Below are 20,463 nucleotides of genomic sequence, written 5' to 3' on the forward strand. Positions count from 1 at the left end.
AAACAAGAAGTCAACAACTTTTTTGAAATTGTTTTTTTCGTTTGTTTCAAGCGCTTGTCGTTGTTAAGGACATGTAATAATATATCATGCGTTTTATTATTGCGCAACACTTATTTTAAATTATTTTTAAAATCATGAGTAAGCCTCTTAAACCCTATAACAACGTCTTAAGAGGCTGCTCATTTTTACCATCAATCCATTAACTGAATAATACTATGTTGCCGTTCTTCCATTAAATCAATAATCGTCATCCGTCCTTGTTCTTCGTAGGAAATAACAGGTCGATCAAAAATCGGATTCTTTCGAACGATTGTTGCAATCTTCCCATTACTCATTAACACACGATCTCCGACTTCTATTGGTAGAAGTAACTGCCCGAGCAATAAGACATACTTCGAACAATATTGCATCGGTCGTGCTTTTAAGTGACGGTATGCGTCAAACGGTGTATAAGCTTCTCGGTACGGACGCCAGCTCGTCATCGCAGCAAAAACATCTGCGACAATAAAAAGTCGACTATGATCCGTAATCTTATCTCCTTTTACCTTTAAAGGATAACCGGTCCCATCTAAACGTTCATGATGTTGAACAATCAAACGATTAACCGTATCGGAGATGATCGTCTCCTTTTGCAATGCTTGATATGCCATTGCCGGGTGACGTTGAAAAATTTCTTGTTGCATTGCTTCATATCGTTTCGTGTGACGCCACTCCATGATCCGCGCTAGTCCGTAATCGGCAAAATAGGATGCCGTCCATAGCTCATGAATCATTTTCCGGTCTTTTCCGACTGCTTCAGCAAGCATTTGTGCAACGGCCCCTCGATAAATGGCATGTCGAACTGTATAAGCTTCTGTTCCACGCTCGAGGAAGAATGGTAAGACATCCTTTCTCGTAATTCGTTCTGGAACAGATTGTTTGACCCAGCTCAACGCGTCATACACATTCGGCTTCATTCCTTGTTCCCATGACATGAAGACTTTATTGTAAGAGCGAATGAATTCTTCAAAAGGGTGTTCCGTGTGGGCTTCAACTGTTTCTACCTGCACCTCTTCACCTTCTACAAGATCTGGTCGATCCTCAATGACGACTTCCTTGATCAAAAAACGTTGAATGCGTCGTAACTCATCGTTTCCTATTTTCTTTCCTGCTTCTACGATCGGATGATCCGTATGTAAATAGATGGATTCAGTCAAACGATCCCCGATGCGTAACTGGTTACTCGCTACTCGCATATCGCTTCGTTCCTTTCTCTTCTTTCTATATATGTAGATAAAAACAGCAGAGTGGCATCACTCTGCTGTTACAGTACTAACATCTTGCTTACTCTTCAGTCTCTTCTGAAGTATCCGATACGACTTCGTTCTCTTCTGATACGATGTCTGCATCGTCTTCCATCTCATCGGTCTCTTCTCGTTTTAGTTTTGCAACCGTTGCCACACGGTCACCTTCTTCAATTCGAATGACCTTCACCCCTTGGGTATTCCGACCGACACGTGAAATGTATTGCGAGTCTGTCCGAATGACGATACCGCTCTCTGTCATGATCATGATATCATCGTCGACATCAACGATTCGCATGGCAACGATTTGACCGACACGCTCCGTCACCTTACTCGCGATCAATCCTTTACCACCACGAGACTGGCTACGGAACTCTGTCATCGGAGTTCGTTTACCGAATCCTTTTTCGGTAATGACAAGAACATCTTGTGCATCACGTGCGAGTTCCATCCCGACGACAAAATCGTCTGGGCGTAACGTCATCGCTTTGACACCACGAGCTCCACGTCCCATCGAGCGGACATTCGTGATTGGGAAACGAATCGCTTTCCCGCTTGTCGAAACAGCAAAGACTTCATCATCCGTCGATGCAAGACGAACCGATGTCAACTCGTCGTCTTCAAACAACCGAATCGCAATCAAACCATTTTTATTGATCCGTGCGTAAGCAGACAACGGTGAACGTTTTACACGTCCTTTACGTGTCATGAAGATCAATGATTTTTGCTCATCTTGAACGACTTCTTCCGTTTCGAGCGCTTCTTCCGTCTCTTCAATTTCCCCTTCAATCACCTCGACAGGTGCTTCAGCAGCTTGTTGCTCTTCGAGGTAACGCTTGAAGTTGACCGGAATCATCGTCTCGACCTTTTCATCGCGTTCAATTTGGATGAGGTTGATGATCGGTACACCTTTTGATGTCCGGCTCATCTCTGGTACTTCATATCCACGAATCCGGTAGACTTTCCCACGGTTCGTAAAGAATAGGATCGTATCGTGTGTCGAACAAGACAAGAGACGCGTGACGTAATCCTCATCGTTCGTTCCGATCCCTTGAACGCCACGTCCACCGCGACGTTGTGTCCGGTACGAATCCGTCGTCATCCGTTTGATGTAGCCACTGCTTGTCAACGTGATGATGATATCCTGTTCCGGAATCAAGTCTTCATCTTCGAATTCGATATGATCCATCCGGATTTCTGTCCGACGTTCGTCGTTGAAACGTTCCTTCAACTCCTCAAGTTCTGTCCGGATCAAATCAAGCAAAACTTCCTCACTCGCAAGGATGCGGTTGAGTTCCGCGATCAATTGCATGATTTCGTCATATTCTGCTTCAATCTTCTCACGTTCAAGACCTGTCAGGCGTTGTAGACGCATATCGAGAATCGCTTGTGATTGTTTCTCAGATAATGCAAAACGCTCCATCAACTGTTCCCGTGCTGCGTCCGCTGTTCGGTTACCGCGGATGATTTGAATGACTTCATCCAAATGATCGAGTGCAATCCGTAGACCAGCGAGTAAATGCTCACGTGCTTCAGCTTTTTCGAGATCGAACTGTGTCCGACGACGGACGATTTCTTTTTGATGCTCGAGGTAATGATAGAGCATTTCCTTGAGCGTCAATGTTTTCGGACGTCCGCCAACGATCGCTAGCATGTTGACACCAAATGTCGTTTGCATCGATGTCTGCTTGTACAAATTGTTTAAAATAACACTTGCATTCGCATCACGACGAATTTCCATGACAACTCGCATACCACGGCGATCTGACTCATCGCGTAAATCCGTGATCCCTTCGATCTTTTTCTCACGGACGAGATCGGCAATCTTTTCAACGAGACGCGCTTTGTTGACTTGGTAAGGCAGCTCCGTCACGATGATTCGTTCGCGATCTTTTTTCGTCTGTTCGATTTCAGCTTTCGCACGAACGATGATCGAACCACGTCCAGTTTCGTAGGCACGGCGAATTCCGCTTCGTCCAAGAATCTCACCAGCTGTCGGGAAATCGGGTCCCGGAATGTGCTGCATTAATTCTTGAATCGTGATTTCTGGATCGTGAGACAGTGCTAGAACACCATCGATCACTTCACCAAGCTGATGCGGTGGAATGTTCGTTGCCATCCCGACCGCGATCCCGCTCGAACCGTTGACGAGTAAGTTCGGGAAACGTGACGGTAAGACTTCTGGTTCTCTTTCCGAACCATCGTAGTTATCTTTGAAATCAACTGTGTTTTTATTGATATCGCGGACGATTTCCATTGCGATTTTTGACATACGGGCTTCCGTATATCGCATTGCAGCCGCTGAGTCACCATCGACAGAACCAAAGTTTCCGTGTCCATCGACAAGTTCATAGCGGTAACTGAAGTCTTGCGCCATACGGACCATCGTGTCATACACAGCAGAATCCCCGTGTGGGTGATACTTACCGATGACTTCCCCGACGATACGGGCAGACTTTTTATGTGGTTTATCGGCACGAATACCGAGATCGTTCATCGCATAGAGAATCCGGCGGTGTCCGGGTTTTAAGCCGTCCCGTACGTCCGGAAGAGCACGTGCGACGATGACGCTCATCGCGTAGTCCATGAAGGACGTACGCATCTCTTGACTGATATTAATATCCTTGATGATTCCGTGATTTTGTTCGGACATGCTTCTGGCCACCCTCTCTGTTCAGCGTTAAATATCCAGGTTCTTGACGTAATGTGCGTGTGATTGAATGAAGTCGCGTCGTGGTTCGACTTGATCTCCCATCAAGATATCAAAGACTTCATCTGCTTCGATTGCATCTTGAAGCTCGACACGCAACATTTGACGACCACTTGGATCCATCGTTGTTTCCCAAAGTTGCTCTGGATCCATCTCTCCAAGACCTTTATAGCGCTGAATGTCGTACCGTGCGTTTTCAGGAAGTGCTGCAAGCGCCTCTGTCAATTCGCGTTCGTTATGCACATACGTGATGTTTTTCCCTTGCTTGATACCGTATAGCGGTGGCTGAGCGATATAGACATAGCCATGCTCGACAAGCGGACGCATGTAACGGTAGAAGAACGTCAACAAGAGTGTCCGGATGTGGGCACCATCGACGTCGGCATCGGTCATGATGATGACTTTATGATAGCGCGCTTTTTCGATGTTGAACTCAGAACCAATACTTGTTCCGAGTGCTGTAATGATCGTTCGGATCTCATTGCTTCCGAGAATCTTATCAAGACGTGCTTTCTCAACGTTCAAGATTTTACCGCGAATCGGTAAGATGGCTTGGAAATGACGATCACGTCCGGATTTTGCAGAACCACCCGCTGAGTCACCCTCAACAATGTACAGTTCAGAAATCGACGCATCACGTGACGAACAGTCCGCAAGTTTACCTGGTAGTGAGCTGACTTCAAGAACACCTTTACGCCGTGTTAGTTCACGTGCTCGTTTTGCTGCCATACGAGCGCGCGACGCCATCATTCCTTTTTCGACGATTGCTCGTGCGTTCGTCGGATTTTCAAGCATGAACTGTTCAAACGCACCAGAGAAGAGTGAATCCGTCACTGTACGTGCGTCAGAGTTACCGAGTTTCGTTTTTGTCTGTCCTTCGAACTGTGGGTTCGGGTGTTTGACGGAAACGATTGCGGTCATTCCTTCACGCACGTCTTCACCAGATAACGTACCGTCTGCATCCTTCATCAGACCAAACTTCTTCGCATAGTCATTGATGACGCGTGTCAGAGCCGTCTTGAAGCCTGTCTCGTGCGTACCACCCTCATGCGTCGGGATGTTGTTCGTGAACGAGTAGATGTTTGACGCAAATCCGTCGTTATACTGCAATGCGACTTCGACTTCAATGCCATCTTTTGTTCCGTGTACATAGACTGGTTCCGCGTGAACGACTTCTTTCGAACGGTTCAAATGTTCGACGTAAGATTTAATCCCACCTTCGTAGTGGAAACTACGCGTCATCGGCTCATCCGCACGATCGTCTGCGATGATGATCTTCAAGCCTTTGTTCAAGAAAGCAAGTTCACGAAGACGTGTCGCGAGTAAATCATAGTCATACTCGAGCGTCTCTTGGAAAATTTCAGCGTCTGGGAAGAAACGAATCGTCGTTCCTGTCTCTTCTGATGTTCCAATCACTTCGAGGTCTTGCGCTGGTACACCGCGATGATACGCTTGGTAATACAGCTTTTCATTCCGTTTGACGAATACTTCGAGTTTCGTCGACAATGCGTTAACGACCGAAGCCCCAACACCGTGTAGTCCACCCGATACTTTATATCCACCGCCACCGAACTTACCACCGGCGTGAAGGACTGTCAGGATGACCTCAACGGCTGGACGCCCCATCTTTTCTTGAATGTCGACTGGAATACCGCGTCCGTTATCTTCGACTAAGATCGAGTTCCCTGGTTCGATCGTGACCTTAATCGTGTCACAGTAACCAGCGAGCGCCTCATCGATCGAGTTATCAACAATCTCCCATACGAGGTGGTGGAGACCTTTTGATGCCGTCGAACCGATATACATCCCTGGACGTTTACGTACTGCTTCTAATCCTTCAAGTACTTGAATCTGATCGGCACCGTACCCTTGTTCCAATTCCATATCTTCATGATTACTCATCGGTTTTCTCACCTACTGTTTCTTTATATGATGTCTCTTCCAAATCGACCGTCCCTTGTTTCACGTGGAACAACTTCGCTTGGTTGATCGTTTCATGCGCAATCCCATCGACGCTTGTCGTCGTTAGAATCGTCTGGACCTTTTGTTGCATCGTATCGAGCAAATGTGTCTGACGATGATCATCAAGCTCGGATAAGACATCGTCGAGTAGAAGAAGCGGATATTCCCCCACTTCCTCATGAATCAATTCGATCTCCGCAAGCTTTAAAGACAGGGCTGCTGTTCGTTGTTGTCCTTGTGAACCATACGTTTGGACGTTTCGTCCATTGACTTCCATCTCAAAGTCATCGCGATGTGGTCCAAACAACGTAACCCCTCTTCGGATTTCATTTTCTTTTATTTTACCAAACTTCCGCGTGTAGGACGCAGTCATTCCTTCGACATCGAGTAATTCGTCGCCGAATGTGTCCGAACGATAGATGAGCGCGAGTTCTTCCTGTCCCCGACTGATTCCGTCATGAATCGGTCGTGCCCACTTTTCGAGCTGGGCCATGAAATGATGGCGGCGCTGAACGATTTTAACGGCTAGCGTAATCATCTGCTCCGTCAAGATATCAAGAAAGGTCTCGTCTCCTCCCTTCATGGACAGTTGTTTCAGTAGCGCATTCCGCTGCTTCAACACTTTTAGATACTGGCTCAATTCATGCAGATAGACCGGACTGACTTGACCGATCTCCATATCGAGAAATCGTCGGCGGACTTGTGGACTGCCTTTGACGATATGCAAATCTTCCGGGGCGAATAAAACGATGTTCAGTGCCCCGACGTAATCACTTAAGCGCCGTTGCTCTAGATGATTCAGCTTTGCTTTTTTCCCGCGACCCGAGATGACGATTTCTTGGACATGGGAACCCGTCCGTTTGACGACACGTCCTTCAACGCGCGCCGTTTCCTGATCCCAACCAATCAGTTCCTTATCATGCGTCGTCCGATGCGACTTCGCGAGAGCGAGAACATAGATCGCTTCCAATAAGTTCGTCTTCCCTTGTGCATTTTCACCAATCAGGACATTCGTTTTTTCGGAGAATGACAGTTCGAGTGCGTCATAGTTGCGATAATGACTGAGTCGGACTGAATCCAGCCGCACGTTAGTTGCCCTCGTTCTTGATGATGAACTGACCGTAGTCTTCTACATCAATGATATCTCCATCCCGTAATTTACGACCACGTCGCTGATCGACTTCGCCGTTGACTAGAATTGGCACCTCTGCTAAAAATGGTTTGGCTTGTCCTCCGCTTGAGATGATATCCGATAGCTTCAAGAACTGCCCTAACGTGACATATTCCGTTGTAATTCTGATTTCTTGCATGGATTGACTCCTCCTACCTACATATTATAAATGACGTACTCTTTATTGTACTAAACATTGGACGATTTAGCAAAATCCCCGAACGTATATACGGTATACGAAAAAGACGGATCCGATGTCGAAACAATCGAACCCGTCTTGTCGTGTGTTTTATGTTGATGCTTACGCTGTTCGGACTGGAAGAATCAGTTGCAGAACGTTGTCTTGATCGACTGGGTGCAAGATGAACGGACGAATCGAACCCGTAAACTGGATTTCGATATCAGTTGCGTCAAGTGCTTTCAAGGCGTCCATCATGTACTTCGAGTTGAACGAGATTTTGAGCTCTTCTCCTTCAAGTGAAAGGATGCTGACTTGCTCCGAGACTTTCCCGACCTCTGGTGAATGGGAAGAGATCTCGACAGCTGTCGTTCCTTCAGCAGCGAACTTGATGACGTTGTTACGGTCCTCACGTGCAAGAAGTGACGCACGATCAATTGCTTGGAGCAATTCTTTTGCGTTCATCCGGACGGCTGTCCGGTACTCTTCTGGAATCAAACGTGATGTATCTGGATAATTTCCGTCAAGTAGACGCGAGAAGAATAGAACATGCTTCATCTTAAACAGAATCTGTTGGTTCGTGATCGTGATATCCACATGACCATCCCCAAGCAACTTCGATAATTCGTTTAGGCTCTTTCCTGGAACGATGACGTTCTGGAACGAGATGTCCGTATCTGTCTCGAACTGAGCACGACGGAGGGCGAGACGGTGGCTATCTGTTGAAACACACGTCAAGATGCCTTTATCGGCTGAGAAGTTCACACCTGTTAGAACAGGACGTGTTTCTTGAACAGCGACGGCAAAACTCGTTTGGCGGATCATCGAACGTAAGAGATCAGCCGGTAAACGGAAACGTTGTCCCCCATCTACTTGTGGAAGACGTGGGAATTCATCTGGATCAAGACCGTTTAAATGGAATTCTGCAGTTCCTGACTGAATCCGTGTCATGAAGTTTGGTGAGACTTCGAGTGTCACTTCGTCTTTTGGCATCTTTTTGACGATATCGCCGAAGAAGCGAGCATTCAAGACGACACTACCAGCACGGTGGACCGTGACGTAAGACGTTCCGTTCTCTTCTGCATAGATTGTCCGTTCAATCGAGATTTCTGTATCGCTTCCTGTCAGCGTCATGCCATCTCCATGAGCTTCGAGTTTGATCCCTGTCAGAATCGGAATCGTCGTGCGGGATGAGACCGCTTTGGCTACATCTTGTACTGCTTGAATTAAAGCTTCGCGTTGAATGGTGATATGCATATCGTCGTTAGACTCCTCTCGAAAATAATGGGCATGCGCCCATCATAACATAATAATATATTTTTTTAATAATAGTCTTAGGGGCTGTGGATAGTGTGGATAAGTCGGTGGATAACTTGATATAAAGCCAAAAACGGTGTGGATAAGTTGTGGATAACTACCCTACTTTATCCACATGTTTATCCACAGTTTTACGAATGCTTCAATTCATGTTTGATTTGTTCGATGACTTTTCCCGTTTCACCATCTGATTTGATCAACATACTGATTTTTTCATGGGCATGGATGACCGTCGTATGGTCGCGTCCCCCGAACTCTTCCCCAATCTTCGGTAAAGAGCTCTCTGTCATCTCACGCGAGAGATACATCGCAATTTGACGGGGAAAAGCAATCGATTTTGTCCGTTTCTTCGCTTTAAGGTCATCAAACGGCAAATTGAAGTGCTTACTGACCGATTCCTGGATGTCACGAATCGTGACTTTACGCGGTTCAGCGACCGGCATGATGTTATGCAAGGCTTCTGCAGCTACATTTGGGTCGATTGGTCGTCCGACGAGATTCGCATAAGCAATGACGCGGGTTAACGCCCCTTCGAGCTCACGAATATTCGTATCAATCTGACTTGCGATGTAGAGCATGACTTCGTTTGAGACATCAAGTTGCTCAGCATTCGCCTTTTTACGTAAAATCGCGATTCGCGTTTCGAGATCCGGTGGCGTGATATCTGTGATTAATCCCCACTCAAAACGTGACCGAAGCCGATCTTCAAGCGTTGGAATCTCTTTAGGTGGTCGATCGCTTGAAATGATGATTTGTTTTTGGTCGTTATGCAGTGCATTGAATGTGTGGAAAAATTCTTCTTGCGTCTGTTCTTTGCCCGCAAGGAACTGGATGTCATCAATTAAGAGGACATCGATGTTGCGGTATTTATTTCGAAACTCAACCGTCTTATTATCGCGGATTGAGTTAATGAAGTCATTTGTAAAGCGTTCAGAAGAGACATAGGCAATTCGTGTCCCGAGATTTTGATCTTGAACATACTGTCCGATGGCATGCATCAAATGGGTTTTGCCAAGACCAACGCCACCATAGATGAAAAGCGGATTGTATGCTTTAGCAGGTGCTTCTGCAACAGCCAGTGAAGCGGCATGCGCAAAACGGTTCCCCGATCCGATGACGAATGTATCGAATGTGTACTTCTCATTTAATTGTCCGAGTTCACTCATCGTCAGCTCATCTGTTGGTCTGCGCATGTTCGATGGACGCGATTTTGGAGCCGGTGTTGCCTCAATCCGTTCCTCTTCTTGTCGATCGAGCATTTTCTTCGCTTGTCCCTCTTCAATGAACTGAATATCGAGTCGGCTTCCTGTTACTTCCTCAACTGTGTCTTCGAGTAAAGATAAGTACTGGCGCTCGAGCCATGTCACCGTGAATGCAGCTGGTGCTGAAACGAGTAGTGTCGTTCCATTTAGCGTGACGCCTTCTGTGGATTTCAACCACATATCATAACTAGCTTTCGGTGTTCGTTCTTCTTCCTCGATCACAGATAAGACATTATGCCAAAGTTCGGCAGCGTTTTTCATAAATACCCCCCTTTTTTTATCAAGATAGAAAATTTTTGTACACAGGCTTATACACAGACAAAGTTAATGAAGAAACTCGACTTATCCCCATAACGTAAAAACTGTGGATAACGTTATCCACAGGCAGTTGAATCTGTGTATAAAGTTATCCACAGGGTGTGTATAACTTGTTTTGTCCTGAACGATCAGGATCATGTTATGCACAATTAGTGTATCAAAAGAAATGAGCCCTGGCAATGGTTGGAATGATTTATCCACAAGTAAATTAAACCGTCCACAGGTAGTTACCCACAAGCTGTGGATAGTGTGGATAAATTGTGGATAAGAGGTGGATAACTTTTCGAAAGAGGAAGCGTCAAAAAAGAGTTATTCACAAAATGCAAAAGAAGTCGAAAAAGGGAATCCAAAATCGAGGATTGACGTTGATTTTAAAAAATACTATTGTAGACAAAGTGAAGAGTTATCCACGGAAAGTGTGGATAATGTGGATAAGTCTGTGGATAGGTGGATAAGTCTACAAGTTACCCTTTCATGATCCAGTCGCATTCTATCGCGTAATAAAGTTTACGCAGTGGAATCCTATCGCCTGTTTTTGAATCAATCTTCCCTTGAGCAGGACGAGAAATCTTCCGAACTTTCATTGACAATGCCACAATCAGTTTATATAATGTACAAGACTGCCTTAAAGTAGAAAATAACAATTGGTTATAAAGATCTTTTAAAGGAGGTGCAGACGAATGAAACCAACTTTCAACCCAAACAACCGTAAGCGTAAAAAAGTTCACGGATTCCGTGCGCGTATGGCTACGAAGAGTGGCCGCCGTATCTTGGCTGCTCGCCGTCTTAAGGGCCGCAAAGCCTTGACTGTCTAATGCATTGATGCATCCATCACTTCGGGCATGATCCGAGGTGATTTTTTTTTATGTTTTTTCGTGTGTTCCTGCTTTTGTCACATGCGCCCTATCGCGTCGCATGTTTATTCTATGATATGATGAGAGACGACGAATTTTCGTAGTGTCAGGATGGAGTGTGAATAAGGTGAAGAAGGAATACCGCGTTAAGAAAGACAAGGAGTTCCAAGCGGTGTTTACTAAAGGAGCCTCTGTCGCAAATCGGCAATTTGTCGTGTATGCCTTGAAAAAGGAGCAACAGGCTCACTTTCGGGTTGGTTTATCCGTCAGTAAGAAAATCGGGAATGCCGTCGTCCGGAATCAGGTAAAACGGTATCTTCGGGAAGCATGCCAGCAGCATGAGGCCTCGATTGCCCCGAATTATGATTTGGTGATCATCGCGCGCAATCCGGCCGCTAAGATGACCGCGCAAGAAGTGGCTGACAGTCTCCGTCACGTCCTTAAACGTTCCGGTGTCTGGATGCGATCAAAAAAATGAATCGTAGCAATGCATCCTGTTGATTTGTACGGCGCTCCCTTTCCTTGCCTTACTATAGAAGAAGATGGCGTTCGACAAAGCGTAAACAATTTCTAGGAGGAATTATGAACAAGAGAACTAAGATTTGGTTAACTCTCGGACTCATGTCCGTGCTCGCGATCGTATTATCCGGTTGTACACCTAGCACATACGGAACTGGTGAACCGATCACAGCAGATACAGAAGGTTTTTGGAAACATTACTTCGTTTGGCCAATGGCGTGGTTGATTCGTGAGATTTCACAGTTCTTTAGCGGTGATTACGGAATTGGAATCATCATCACGACACTTCTCGTTCGTCTTGTCATCCTTCCATTGATGATTAAACAAACGAAGAGTATGGGTGGGATGCAAGTCATTCAGCCTGAGATGGTGAAGCTTCGTGAGAAATACAGCTCAAAAGACCAAGAGACGCAACAGAAGTTGCAACAGGAAATGATGAAGCTCTACCAAGAGCATAATGTCAATCCACTTGCAGGCTGTTTACCAATCTTGATCCAAATGCCGATTTTGATCGCATTCTACAACGCGATCATCTATACACCGGCTATTTTCCAACACACATTCCTCTGGTTCGACCTTGGGAAACCGGATCCATTCTTCATTTTGCCAATCATGTCTGCGGTACTGACGTATCTGCAACAAAAGATTTCGATGGCTGGTCAAGAAGACAATCCACAAATGAAAATCATGCTCTATGTTTTCCCGATCATGATCTTCGTCATGGGTGTTACACTCCCATCTGCCCTTTCTCTTTACTGGGTCGTCGGTTACATCTTCTCGATCGTCGTCACGATCGTCATCATGAAACCAATGCGTGAAAAGATTAAGTTGCAGACAGAAGCAACACTTGCAGCGAAACGTGACAAGGAAACGGTACAAGCAGCACCGGCTCCTAAAAAGCCGAAAAAGAAACGCTAATATTTGAAGAGCGACGCTTTGTTTTGACAGAGTGTCGCTCTTTTTCTTTTGCGTCATTTCGTGTATAGTTGTTTCGTTATACCCATTGCAACGATTAAGGATTGAATACTCATAAAAAGACAGAAGAAAAACGAGGTGGAAAAACGGATGATGGAATTTGATACGATTGCCGCGATTTCGACGCCGATGGGAGAAGGGGCGATTGCGATCGTGCGCTTATCAGGTCCTGATGCAGTCGCTGTAGCCGACCGTGTCTATAAAGGGAGTAACCGCTTGACGGAAGTACCAACCCATACGATTCATTACGGGAAATTGGTCGACCACGAGGCGGATCGTGTCGTCGATGAAGTAATGGTGAGTGTCATGCGCGCACCAAAGACGTTTACACGTGAAGATGTCATCGAATTGAATTGTCATGGGGGAGTTGTCGCGGTCAATCGTGTCCTCGAACTCATCCTCGCCCAACCGGAAGTCCGGTTAGCGGAACCTGGTGAATTTACGAAACGTGCTTTTCTAAACGGACGAATCGACTTGTCGCAGGCGGAAGCCGTCATGGATCTCATCCGGGCGAAGACGGACCGAGCGATGCATGTCGCCGTTAGTCAGATTGAAGGGCGTCTTTCAAAACTCGTCCAAGACTTACGTCAACAATTGCTACAAACGATTGCTGCGATTGAAGTTAACATCGATTACCCTGAATATGATGCAGAAGAGATGACACAACAGATCGTTGAACGCGATGCTGGTGCTGTCCGTGCGATTCTGGCAGAGTTATTAACAACGGCACGCCAAGGAAAAATCTTGCGCGAAGGGTTATCCACAGCGATTATTGGTCGTCCGAACGTCGGAAAATCGTCTTTGCTCAACACATTGGTGCAAGAAGCAAAGGCCATCGTCACCGATATCGCCGGAACGACGCGCGATACGATTGAGGAGTACGTCAATGTTCGCGGTGTACCGCTGAAGTTGATTGATACGGCAGGGATTCGTGAAACGGAAGATATCGTCGAACGGATGGGTGTTGAAAAGTCACGTCAGGCTTTAAAGACGGCCGATTTGATCTTACTCGTCTTAAACGGAAACGATGTTCTGACGGATGAGGATGTCTTGCTGTTTGAAGCGATCAAAGGAATGAACGCGATCATTATCGTCAACAAGAGTGACCTGACGCAACAGATTGATTTGGCGCGTGTCACGGAGCTTGCTGATGGTCGACCAATCGTTACGACATCCTTGCTCGAAGAAGCAGGAGTCAACGATCTTGAAGCCGCGATTGCGAGTTTATTCTTTGAACAGGGTGTCGAGAGTCAGGATATGACATACGTCTCGAATGCACGACACATCCAGCTGATCAAACGAGCGAGTCAAATGATTGAAGATGCTCTCGGGGCAGCAGAAGCGGCGATGCCGATTGATATGGTACAGATTGATTTACGACGAGCGTGGGATACGCTTGGCGAGATCAATGGTGATACAGCACAGGATAGTTTATTGGATCAGTTGTTTTCGCAGTTCTGTCTCGGGAAATAATCCAAGACAACTGCGTGTGGAATAAGAAGGAGGAACCAGTACTATGGCTTATCAAGCAGGTGAATTCGACGTTATCGTCGTCGGAGCCGGACATGCCGGCATCGAAGCCTCTCTTGCTGCGGCACGAATGGGCTCGAAAACGGTCATGTTGACAATGAATCCCGATATGGTCGGATTCATGTATTGCAACCCGTCGATCGGTGGTCCTGCAAAAGGGATCGTCGTCCGGGAAATCGATGCGCTCGGTGGGGAAATGGCACGTGCGATCGATGCAACGTATATTCAAATGAAAATGTTGAACACGTCTAAAGGTCCTGCGGTGCGTGCACTCCGGGCCCAGGCAGATAAATTCGAATACCAAAACCGGATGAAAAAAGCGCTCGAAGATGAACCGAATCTTCTTTTGCGTCAAGCACTCGTCGAGCGGTTATTGATTGATGAAGAAGGACGCTGTGTTGGTGTTGTCACGAACACAGGGGCAGAGTATCGAGCAAAAGCGGTCATCATCACAACAGGGACGTTCATGCGCGGAAAAATCATCATCGGTGAATTGTCGTATGAGAGTGGTCCGAACAATCAGATGCCGTCGATCAATCTATCGAAACATCTTGAAGAACTCGGATTCGAGCTCGCACGTTTCAAAACAGGTACACCACCGCGAATCGACGGAAAAACGATCGATTATTCGAAGACTGAGATCCAACCAGGCGATGAGGTAGCACTTCCGTTTAGTCATGAAACGACACAGATGATTACGGAACAAATTCCATGCTGGTTGACGTATACGACGGAGTATACGCATCAGTTGATTGATGCGAACTTACATCGTTCACCGATGTTCTCTGGAATGATTAAAGGAACGGGTCCACGTTATTGCCCATCGATCGAAGATAAGGTCGTCCGGTTCAACGATAAACCGCGTCACCAAATCTTCCTTGAGCCAGAAGGTCGCGATACGGAAGAAGTCTACGTTCAAGGGTTATCAACAAGCTTGCCGGAAGACGTCCAACACGATATTCTCCGCTCAATTCCAGGGCTTGAAAACTCTGAAATGATGCGTCCTGGTTATGCGATTGAATACGATGCCGTCGTTCCGACACAACTTTGGCCAACGCTTGAGACAAAACGTGTTCCTGGTTTATTCACAGCAGGTCAAATTAACGGAACAAGTGGCTATGAAGAAGCAGCTGGACAAGGAATCATGGCAGGGATCAATGCTGGACTTCAAGTCCAAGGCAAAGAACCGCTCATCTTATCGCGTTCACAAGGCTATATTGGCGTCATGATCGATGATCTCGTCACGAAAGGTACGAACGAACCGTACCGTCTTTTGACGTCACGTGCCGAATACCGATTGTTACTCCGTCATGATAATGCGGATCTACGTCTATCAGAAATCGGACATGAACTCGGTCTGATTTCGGACGAGCGCCAAGCGAAATTGCTTGATAAACAGGAGCAAATCCGTCTTGAGATGAAACGTCTTGAGAAAGTCGTCATCAAAGCGACACCAGATGTGAATGCACAGCTAGAAGCGATTGGTGCGTCACCACTCAAGGAAGCTCTCCATGCCATTACGTTGTTGAAACGTCCAGAAATCACGTACGCGATGATCGCGCAAATGACGCCACCGGAAACACCTCTGTCTGCAGAAGCAGCGGAACAAGTCGAAATCCAAGTCAAATATGCCGGCTACATCGATAAACAACTCGATCAAGTCGAAAAAATGATGCGGATGGAGCAAAAACGGATTCCGGATCGTCTCGATTACGATGCGATCAGCGGATTAGCGATTGAAGCGAAACAAAAACTAAACCAAGTGCGTCCGCTCTCGATCGGACAAGCATCCCGGATCTCAGGGGTTAACCCGTCTGATATCTCGATTCTGCTTGTCTATATCGAGCAAGGCCAATACGCATTGACTGCGGAGTGAACGAGATGAACCAACAGCAATTCGTAACAGCATTGGCAGCACAGGGACTTGAGGTCTCAGAACATCAATTGCAGCAATTTAAACGATATTATGAACTGCTCGTCGAGTGGAATGAAAAGATGAACCTAACGGCGATCACGGATGAAGAAGATGTGTATCTCAAGCACTTCTATGATTCAATCACAGCAGCTTTCTATTTTGATTTCACGACAGTCACGACAGTGTGTGATGTCGGAGCGGGCGCTGGTTTCCCAAGTCTGCCGATCAAAATCATGTTCCCGCATCTCCAAGTAACGATCGTCGATTCACTCAATAAACGAATCGGCTTCTTGAATCATTTGGCGACGGAACTCGGACTTGAAGGTGTGGCATTCCATCATGGACGCGCCGAGGAGTTCGGTAAAAACAAACAGTTCCGAGAACGGTTCGACGTCGTGACAGCACGTGCTGTTGCTCGGATGTCCGTTCTAGCGGAATATTGCTTACCACTTGCAAAAGTCGGTGGACAATTCGTTGCCTTGAAGGCAGCGAAAGTCAGTGAAGAGCTCGAGGATGGTGCAATTGCCTTAAAAGTACTCGGTGGGAATTTACGGGAAAGTTTCCAGTTCCAATTGCCAGGCGAGGAAAGTGAGCGTAATATCGTTATTGTAGATAAAAAACGAACAACACCCGGGAAATATCCGCGTAAAGCGGGAACGCCTGCAAAAGATCCATTAAGCTAAACACCGTTTCACGTGAAACGATGACTGATAAAGGTGAGGTGCGCCAACGTGAGAAATGCATTTGCCAAGCTGCTCGGTAAGGGAGGACAACCTGCTGCGATCGAGCTTGATCCACAAGAGACGGTTCAGGAATTACCATTGACAGAACTTGTCGCGAACCAGTTCCAACCACGGACAGTGTTTGATGGGGACCGAATTGAAGAGCTAGCCGTTACGATCGCAGAGCATGGTTTACTCCAGCCGATCGTCGTTCGAAAACAAGGAACAGGATACGAAATCATTGCTGGAGAACGACGGTATCGAGCAGTGCGCTCGCTTGGTTGGGAAACGATTCCTGCCATCGTCAAAGAGATGACGGACGAGACGACTGCTTCACTAGCATTGATTGAAAATCTGCAACGCGAAGATTTGACACCAATCGAAGAAGCAGAAGCTTATGAGCGCTTGCTTGTGTTACAAGAGATCACGCAAGAAATGTTAGCTCGTAAGCTCGGACGTAGTCAATCGACGATTGCCAACAAGTTGCGTTTGCTTCGATTGCCAACGGATGTCCGTGAAGCATTAAAGCAACGGACGATCACGGAACGTCATGCCCGTGCGCTGTTACCGCTCAAAGATGAAGCGTTACAAGTAACGGTACTCGCTGAAATTCTCGAACGGGAGTGGAACGTCAAAGAGACGGAGCGTCGCGTGGAACGATTGATGACACCACAGCCACCGAAGAAAAAACGTCATAAGAGTTTTGCGCGGGATACACGAATTGCCTTAAACACACTTCGTGATTCCGTTGATATGATTGAGCAGACTGGATTGACGATCGAAAAAGAAGAAGTCGATTGCGAAGAATATGTAGAGGTGCGAATTCGCATCGTGAAGGCACGTCCGGAATAAGCGGTCGTGCCTTCCGCTACGTTTAGGAGAGAAGGCAAGTGAACGAATTACCTATTCGGGCGATTCGCCCGAATCCGACTCAACCTCGGAAACGATTCAATGAAAAAGCATTAGAAGAGTTAGCCCAATCGCTAGTCCGGCACGGGATGATTCAACCGATCGTTGTCCGACCGCGTGATGGTTACTATGAGATCATCGCCGGCGAACGGCGTTATCAGGCGGCGAGTCGCGCAGGACTTAAACGTGTACCGGTTCTTGTGATCGAAGCAGACGAGACACGCGTGATGGAACTCGCACTGATTGAAAATATCCAGCGGGCGGATTTATCGGCGATTGAAGAGGCGATGGCCTATGCAGAGATGATCGAGGAATTCGGCATCACGCAAGCACAGCTTGCGCAGCGTGTCGGCAAAAGTCGTTCGCACATTACGAACAGTCTTCGGTTACTGCAATTACCGCTCCTCGTTCAACAAGCTGTGATGGACGAACAGTTATCGATGGGGCACGCCCGCGCGCTCCTGTCATTAAAGCATCCGAAGAAGATCGAGCAGATGGCGGAACGTGTCATGGCTGAGAACTGGAATGTCCGTCGGTTGGAGCAGGCACTTCGGGAGCGGAAGGAATCGGTCCGTCCGCAGCAGGCGACGGCCGTTCAATTCGTCGAAGAATCACTTCGAGAAAAGTACGGTGCGACGGTCCGGATTAAACAAGGGAAACAGTCAGGGAAACTGGAGATCGATTTTGTAGATGAAGACGATCTCAACCGATTGCTCGACTTGTTATTGCCCGAATTAGATCAATAAAAAGAAGCGATCCGGTGACGGTTCGCTTCTTTTTGATTACATCGAACGCGGTGTAAAGGAAATCGTCGTCCGTGTGGATTCAGCGGATAGTTTCGCATCAAGTAAGTGGAAACTGTTCGCGACAAGTTCTGCTAATTCATAAACGAGATGTAGGCGTGTATTCTGGAGAATCATCATCTCCATGAACCCACTGACGTTGACGACAGCCTTAATGTTGAAATCACCGACCGCGGGTAATTCTTTTTGGACGCCAGCTCCTGGTGCAAGTGGACCTTCTGAGAAGAAGACATGTCCGACGCTTGAAAGTCGACCGAGACACGCATCGATCGCAATGACGAGTGGCCGGTAATGTGTCGTTTGGATCGAGTGAATCGTTTCAGCGAGATTGAGTGCATGGACAGGTTTAGCGAGTGTGCCGTAGACGTGGAGATGAGCAGGTGCTTGTTTTTCAAGAAATGTCCCGACGAGTGGACCGAGCGAGTCGCCCGTCGAACGATCAGAACCAATACAGACGAGTACGATCGGACGTTTTTCTTGGACAGCGGAGACTTGTTCGAATAGTTGTTCGGCTAAGCGTTCTTTCGCGAACGGTTCCGTATATTCTAAAAAGAAAGAATAGGGCTTGGGCTCGTGCGAATGAAAGCGGAAATTCATCGAAATCATCCTTTCTTCTCTTGGTGTCGGTGTCGTGGTGGGTTGGCAAGAGTGAAGGGTTCTTAGATGATTTTCCTTTCCCGGTTTTTCCAAAAATCTAACGTCAAAATCGGCTCTTTGGTTGAAACTCAACTAAAATCACGTATACTGTCGTAATAGAGAGAACAAGAAAGGATGGAGAGAATGGCTACCAATCAAGATGTACAAGAATCCGTCGCCCAAGTCGATAAACTAATCAATCAAGTAATGGATGCGGATATGTGGATTCGTTTTGGGATGAAACTACTGATTGCGCTCATCATCATCGCGGCGTTCTATGTATTAACGCGCGTTTTGACTGGGGCAGTCTCACGTCTCTTTACGATTAGGAAAATCAATGAACAGGACTATTTGGCGCAACGTCAGAACGAGACCCTGCTGAAGCTGCTCCAAAATGCAATCCGTTATGTGCTTGGAATCGTCATGTTGTTGACGGTACTCAGTCAATTCGGAATCAATATCACCGGTCTTGTCGCCAGTGCCGGAATCGCCGGTCTTGCGATTTCGTTCGGTGCGAAGAACTTAGTGCAAGATATCATTACCGGAGCGTTCATCATCTTCGAACGGCAGTTTAAAGTCGGAGATTATGTACGCGTCGGTGTGATCGAAGGTGTCGTAACGGAACTCGGGATTCGGACGACGAAATTAAAAGGACTCAATGGTGAGATCCACATCATCCCGAACGGTCAGATTTTGCAAGTCACGAACTATTCGGTCGACAACAGCTTTGCGCTCGTTGATGTTCAAGTCTCATATGACGAAGATCTCGAACGTGTCGAACAAGTCTTGCATGAGATTGCGGACCGGACGACGAAGAAGTATGTCGATATGTTCGTCGAACCGATTCAAATGCTCGGCGTCCAGACGCTTGGTCCTTCTGAAGTTGTCTATCGTTTGATGGCAGAAGTACCACCGATGCAGCATTTCCAAGCGGGTCGTCTCATTCGTAAGGAATTGAAGCAAGGACTAGAAGAAGAGAACATCAAGATCCCGTATCCACGGATGGTCATGATGAATCCAGAACAAAAGAATGGTGGACAGACTGATGATTCCAAAAACGTATCAACTCCATGATTATGTTGAGATGAAGAAGCAGCATCCATGTGGTACGAACCGATGGCAAATCATCCGGGTCGGCATGGATATCCGAATCAAATGTCAAGGTTGTGGGGCGAGCATCTTGATGCCGCGACGTGATTTTGATAAACGGTTGAAAAAAGTCTTACCAGAGTGACGAAAAGCGGATCTGATCTTTGTGATCAGATTCGCTTTTTGATTGTCTTTTGTAAGTCGAGCAGTTGCTTTCGTTTAAGGTGTGATTAAAAAAGACGGTCGAGCTCCTTGCTTAAAAAAATTGAACTATCTATAATTGTGAAAGATGTGCTGACGTGGTGTAATC

General features: G+C 46.7%; 18 protein-coding genes. 10 read left to right on the forward strand and 8 right to left on the reverse strand.

Annotated features, from left to right (window positions below):
- Positions 1 to 191: 191 nt before the first annotated feature.
- The 7 genes from ACV3PA_RS02505 to dnaA form a co-directional block, all read right to left on the reverse strand.
- Positions 192 to 1,235, reverse strand: coding sequence for an HD-GYP domain-containing protein (locus ACV3PA_RS02505; protein WP_053451958.1), 1,044 nt, complete (start codon positions 1,233 to 1,235; stop codon positions 192 to 194).
- An 88-nt stretch (positions 1,236 to 1,323) separates the two neighbouring features.
- Positions 1,324 to 3,936, reverse strand: a complete 2,613-nt coding sequence (gene gyrA / locus ACV3PA_RS02510; protein WP_456125547.1) for a DNA gyrase subunit A — start codon at positions 3,934 to 3,936, stop codon at positions 1,324 to 1,326.
- A 27-nt stretch (positions 3,937 to 3,963) separates the two neighbouring features.
- Positions 3,964 to 5,877, reverse strand: a complete 1,914-nt coding sequence (gene gyrB, locus ACV3PA_RS02515; protein ID WP_200904877.1) for a DNA topoisomerase (ATP-hydrolyzing) subunit B — start codon at positions 5,875 to 5,877, stop codon at positions 3,964 to 3,966.
- Positions 5,878 to 5,887: 10 nt separating this feature from the next.
- Entirely contained in the window at positions 5,888 to 7,042 is a 1,155-nt protein-coding gene (gene recF / locus ACV3PA_RS02520) for a DNA replication/repair protein RecF (protein WP_023469866.1), read from the reverse strand.
- Position 7,043: 1 nt separating this feature from the next.
- Positions 7,044 to 7,265: a S4 domain-containing protein YaaA gene (gene yaaA / locus ACV3PA_RS02525; protein ID WP_023469865.1), complete on the reverse strand. Its 222-nt coding sequence runs from the start codon at positions 7,263 to 7,265 to the stop codon at positions 7,044 to 7,046.
- A gap of 162 nt (positions 7,266 to 7,427) precedes the next feature.
- Positions 7,428 to 8,561, reverse strand: a complete 1,134-nt coding sequence (gene dnaN / locus ACV3PA_RS02530; RefSeq protein WP_023469864.1) for a DNA polymerase III subunit beta — start codon at positions 8,559 to 8,561, stop codon at positions 7,428 to 7,430.
- A gap of 191 nt (positions 8,562 to 8,752) precedes the next feature.
- Positions 8,753 to 10,144: a chromosomal replication initiator protein DnaA gene (gene dnaA, locus ACV3PA_RS02535; protein ID WP_053451961.1), complete on the reverse strand. Its 1,392-nt coding sequence runs from the start codon at positions 10,142 to 10,144 to the stop codon at positions 8,753 to 8,755.
- A 737-nt stretch (positions 10,145 to 10,881) separates the two neighbouring features.
- Here dnaA and rpmH point away from each other — a divergent pair.
- From rpmH to ACV3PA_RS02575, 8 genes are all read left to right on the forward strand, one after another.
- Positions 10,882 to 11,016: a 50S ribosomal protein L34 gene (gene rpmH, locus ACV3PA_RS02540; protein ID WP_012371910.1), complete on the forward strand. Its 135-nt coding sequence runs from the start codon at positions 10,882 to 10,884 to the stop codon at positions 11,014 to 11,016.
- Between the two features lie 166 nt (positions 11,017 to 11,182).
- Positions 11,183 to 11,533 (forward strand): ribonuclease P protein component, encoded by a 351-nt coding sequence (rnpA, locus tag ACV3PA_RS02545; protein WP_053451962.1) that lies wholly within the window; start codon positions 11,183 to 11,185, stop codon positions 11,531 to 11,533.
- Positions 11,534 to 11,637: 104 nt separating this feature from the next.
- On the forward strand, positions 11,638 to 12,492 hold the full coding sequence (gene yidC / locus ACV3PA_RS02550; protein ID WP_456125548.1) for a membrane protein insertase YidC: 855 nt from the start codon (positions 11,638 to 11,640) through the stop codon (positions 12,490 to 12,492).
- Between the two features lie 147 nt (positions 12,493 to 12,639).
- Positions 12,640 to 14,022 (forward strand): tRNA uridine-5-carboxymethylaminomethyl(34) synthesis GTPase MnmE, encoded by a 1,383-nt coding sequence (gene mnmE, locus ACV3PA_RS02555; protein ID WP_058713714.1) that lies wholly within the window; start codon positions 12,640 to 12,642, stop codon positions 14,020 to 14,022.
- 43 nt (positions 14,023 to 14,065) lie between these two features.
- Positions 14,066 to 15,955 (forward strand): tRNA uridine-5-carboxymethylaminomethyl(34) synthesis enzyme MnmG, encoded by a 1,890-nt coding sequence (gene mnmG / locus ACV3PA_RS02560; protein ID WP_456125549.1) that lies wholly within the window; start codon positions 14,066 to 14,068, stop codon positions 15,953 to 15,955.
- Between the two features lie 5 nt (positions 15,956 to 15,960).
- Positions 15,961 to 16,677 (forward strand): 16S rRNA (guanine(527)-N(7))-methyltransferase RsmG, encoded by a 717-nt coding sequence (rsmG, locus tag ACV3PA_RS02565; RefSeq protein ID WP_053451966.1) that lies wholly within the window; start codon positions 15,961 to 15,963, stop codon positions 16,675 to 16,677.
- A 48-nt stretch (positions 16,678 to 16,725) separates the two neighbouring features.
- A complete protein-coding gene (noc, locus tag ACV3PA_RS02570; protein ID WP_053451967.1) occupies positions 16,726 to 17,568 on the forward strand; it encodes a nucleoid occlusion protein in 843 nt (280 codons plus the stop codon).
- A gap of 38 nt (positions 17,569 to 17,606) precedes the next feature.
- On the forward strand, positions 17,607 to 18,371 hold the full coding sequence (locus ACV3PA_RS02575; protein WP_456125550.1) for a ParB/RepB/Spo0J family partition protein: 765 nt from the start codon (positions 17,607 to 17,609) through the stop codon (positions 18,369 to 18,371).
- Positions 18,372 to 18,407: 36 nt separating this feature from the next.
- Here ACV3PA_RS02575 and yyaC read toward each other — a convergent pair whose 3' ends face one another.
- A complete protein-coding gene (gene yyaC, locus ACV3PA_RS02580) occupies positions 18,408 to 19,025 on the reverse strand; it encodes a spore protease YyaC (RefSeq protein ID WP_035412220.1) in 618 nt (205 codons plus the stop codon).
- 183 nt (positions 19,026 to 19,208) lie between these two features.
- Between yyaC and ACV3PA_RS02585 the strand changes: the two genes are divergently transcribed.
- Positions 19,209 to 20,138, forward strand: a complete 930-nt coding sequence (locus tag ACV3PA_RS02585; protein WP_023469854.1) for a mechanosensitive ion channel family protein — start codon at positions 19,209 to 19,211, stop codon at positions 20,136 to 20,138.
- A complete protein-coding gene (locus ACV3PA_RS02590; protein ID WP_023469853.1) occupies positions 20,110 to 20,298 on the forward strand; it encodes a DUF951 domain-containing protein in 189 nt (62 codons plus the stop codon). Before ACV3PA_RS02585 ends, ACV3PA_RS02590 begins: the two co-directional genes overlap by 29 nt.
- Positions 20,299 to 20,463: the final 165 nt, after the last annotated feature.

This window comes from Exiguobacterium sp. EA-TM-5, from assembly GCF_053878415.1.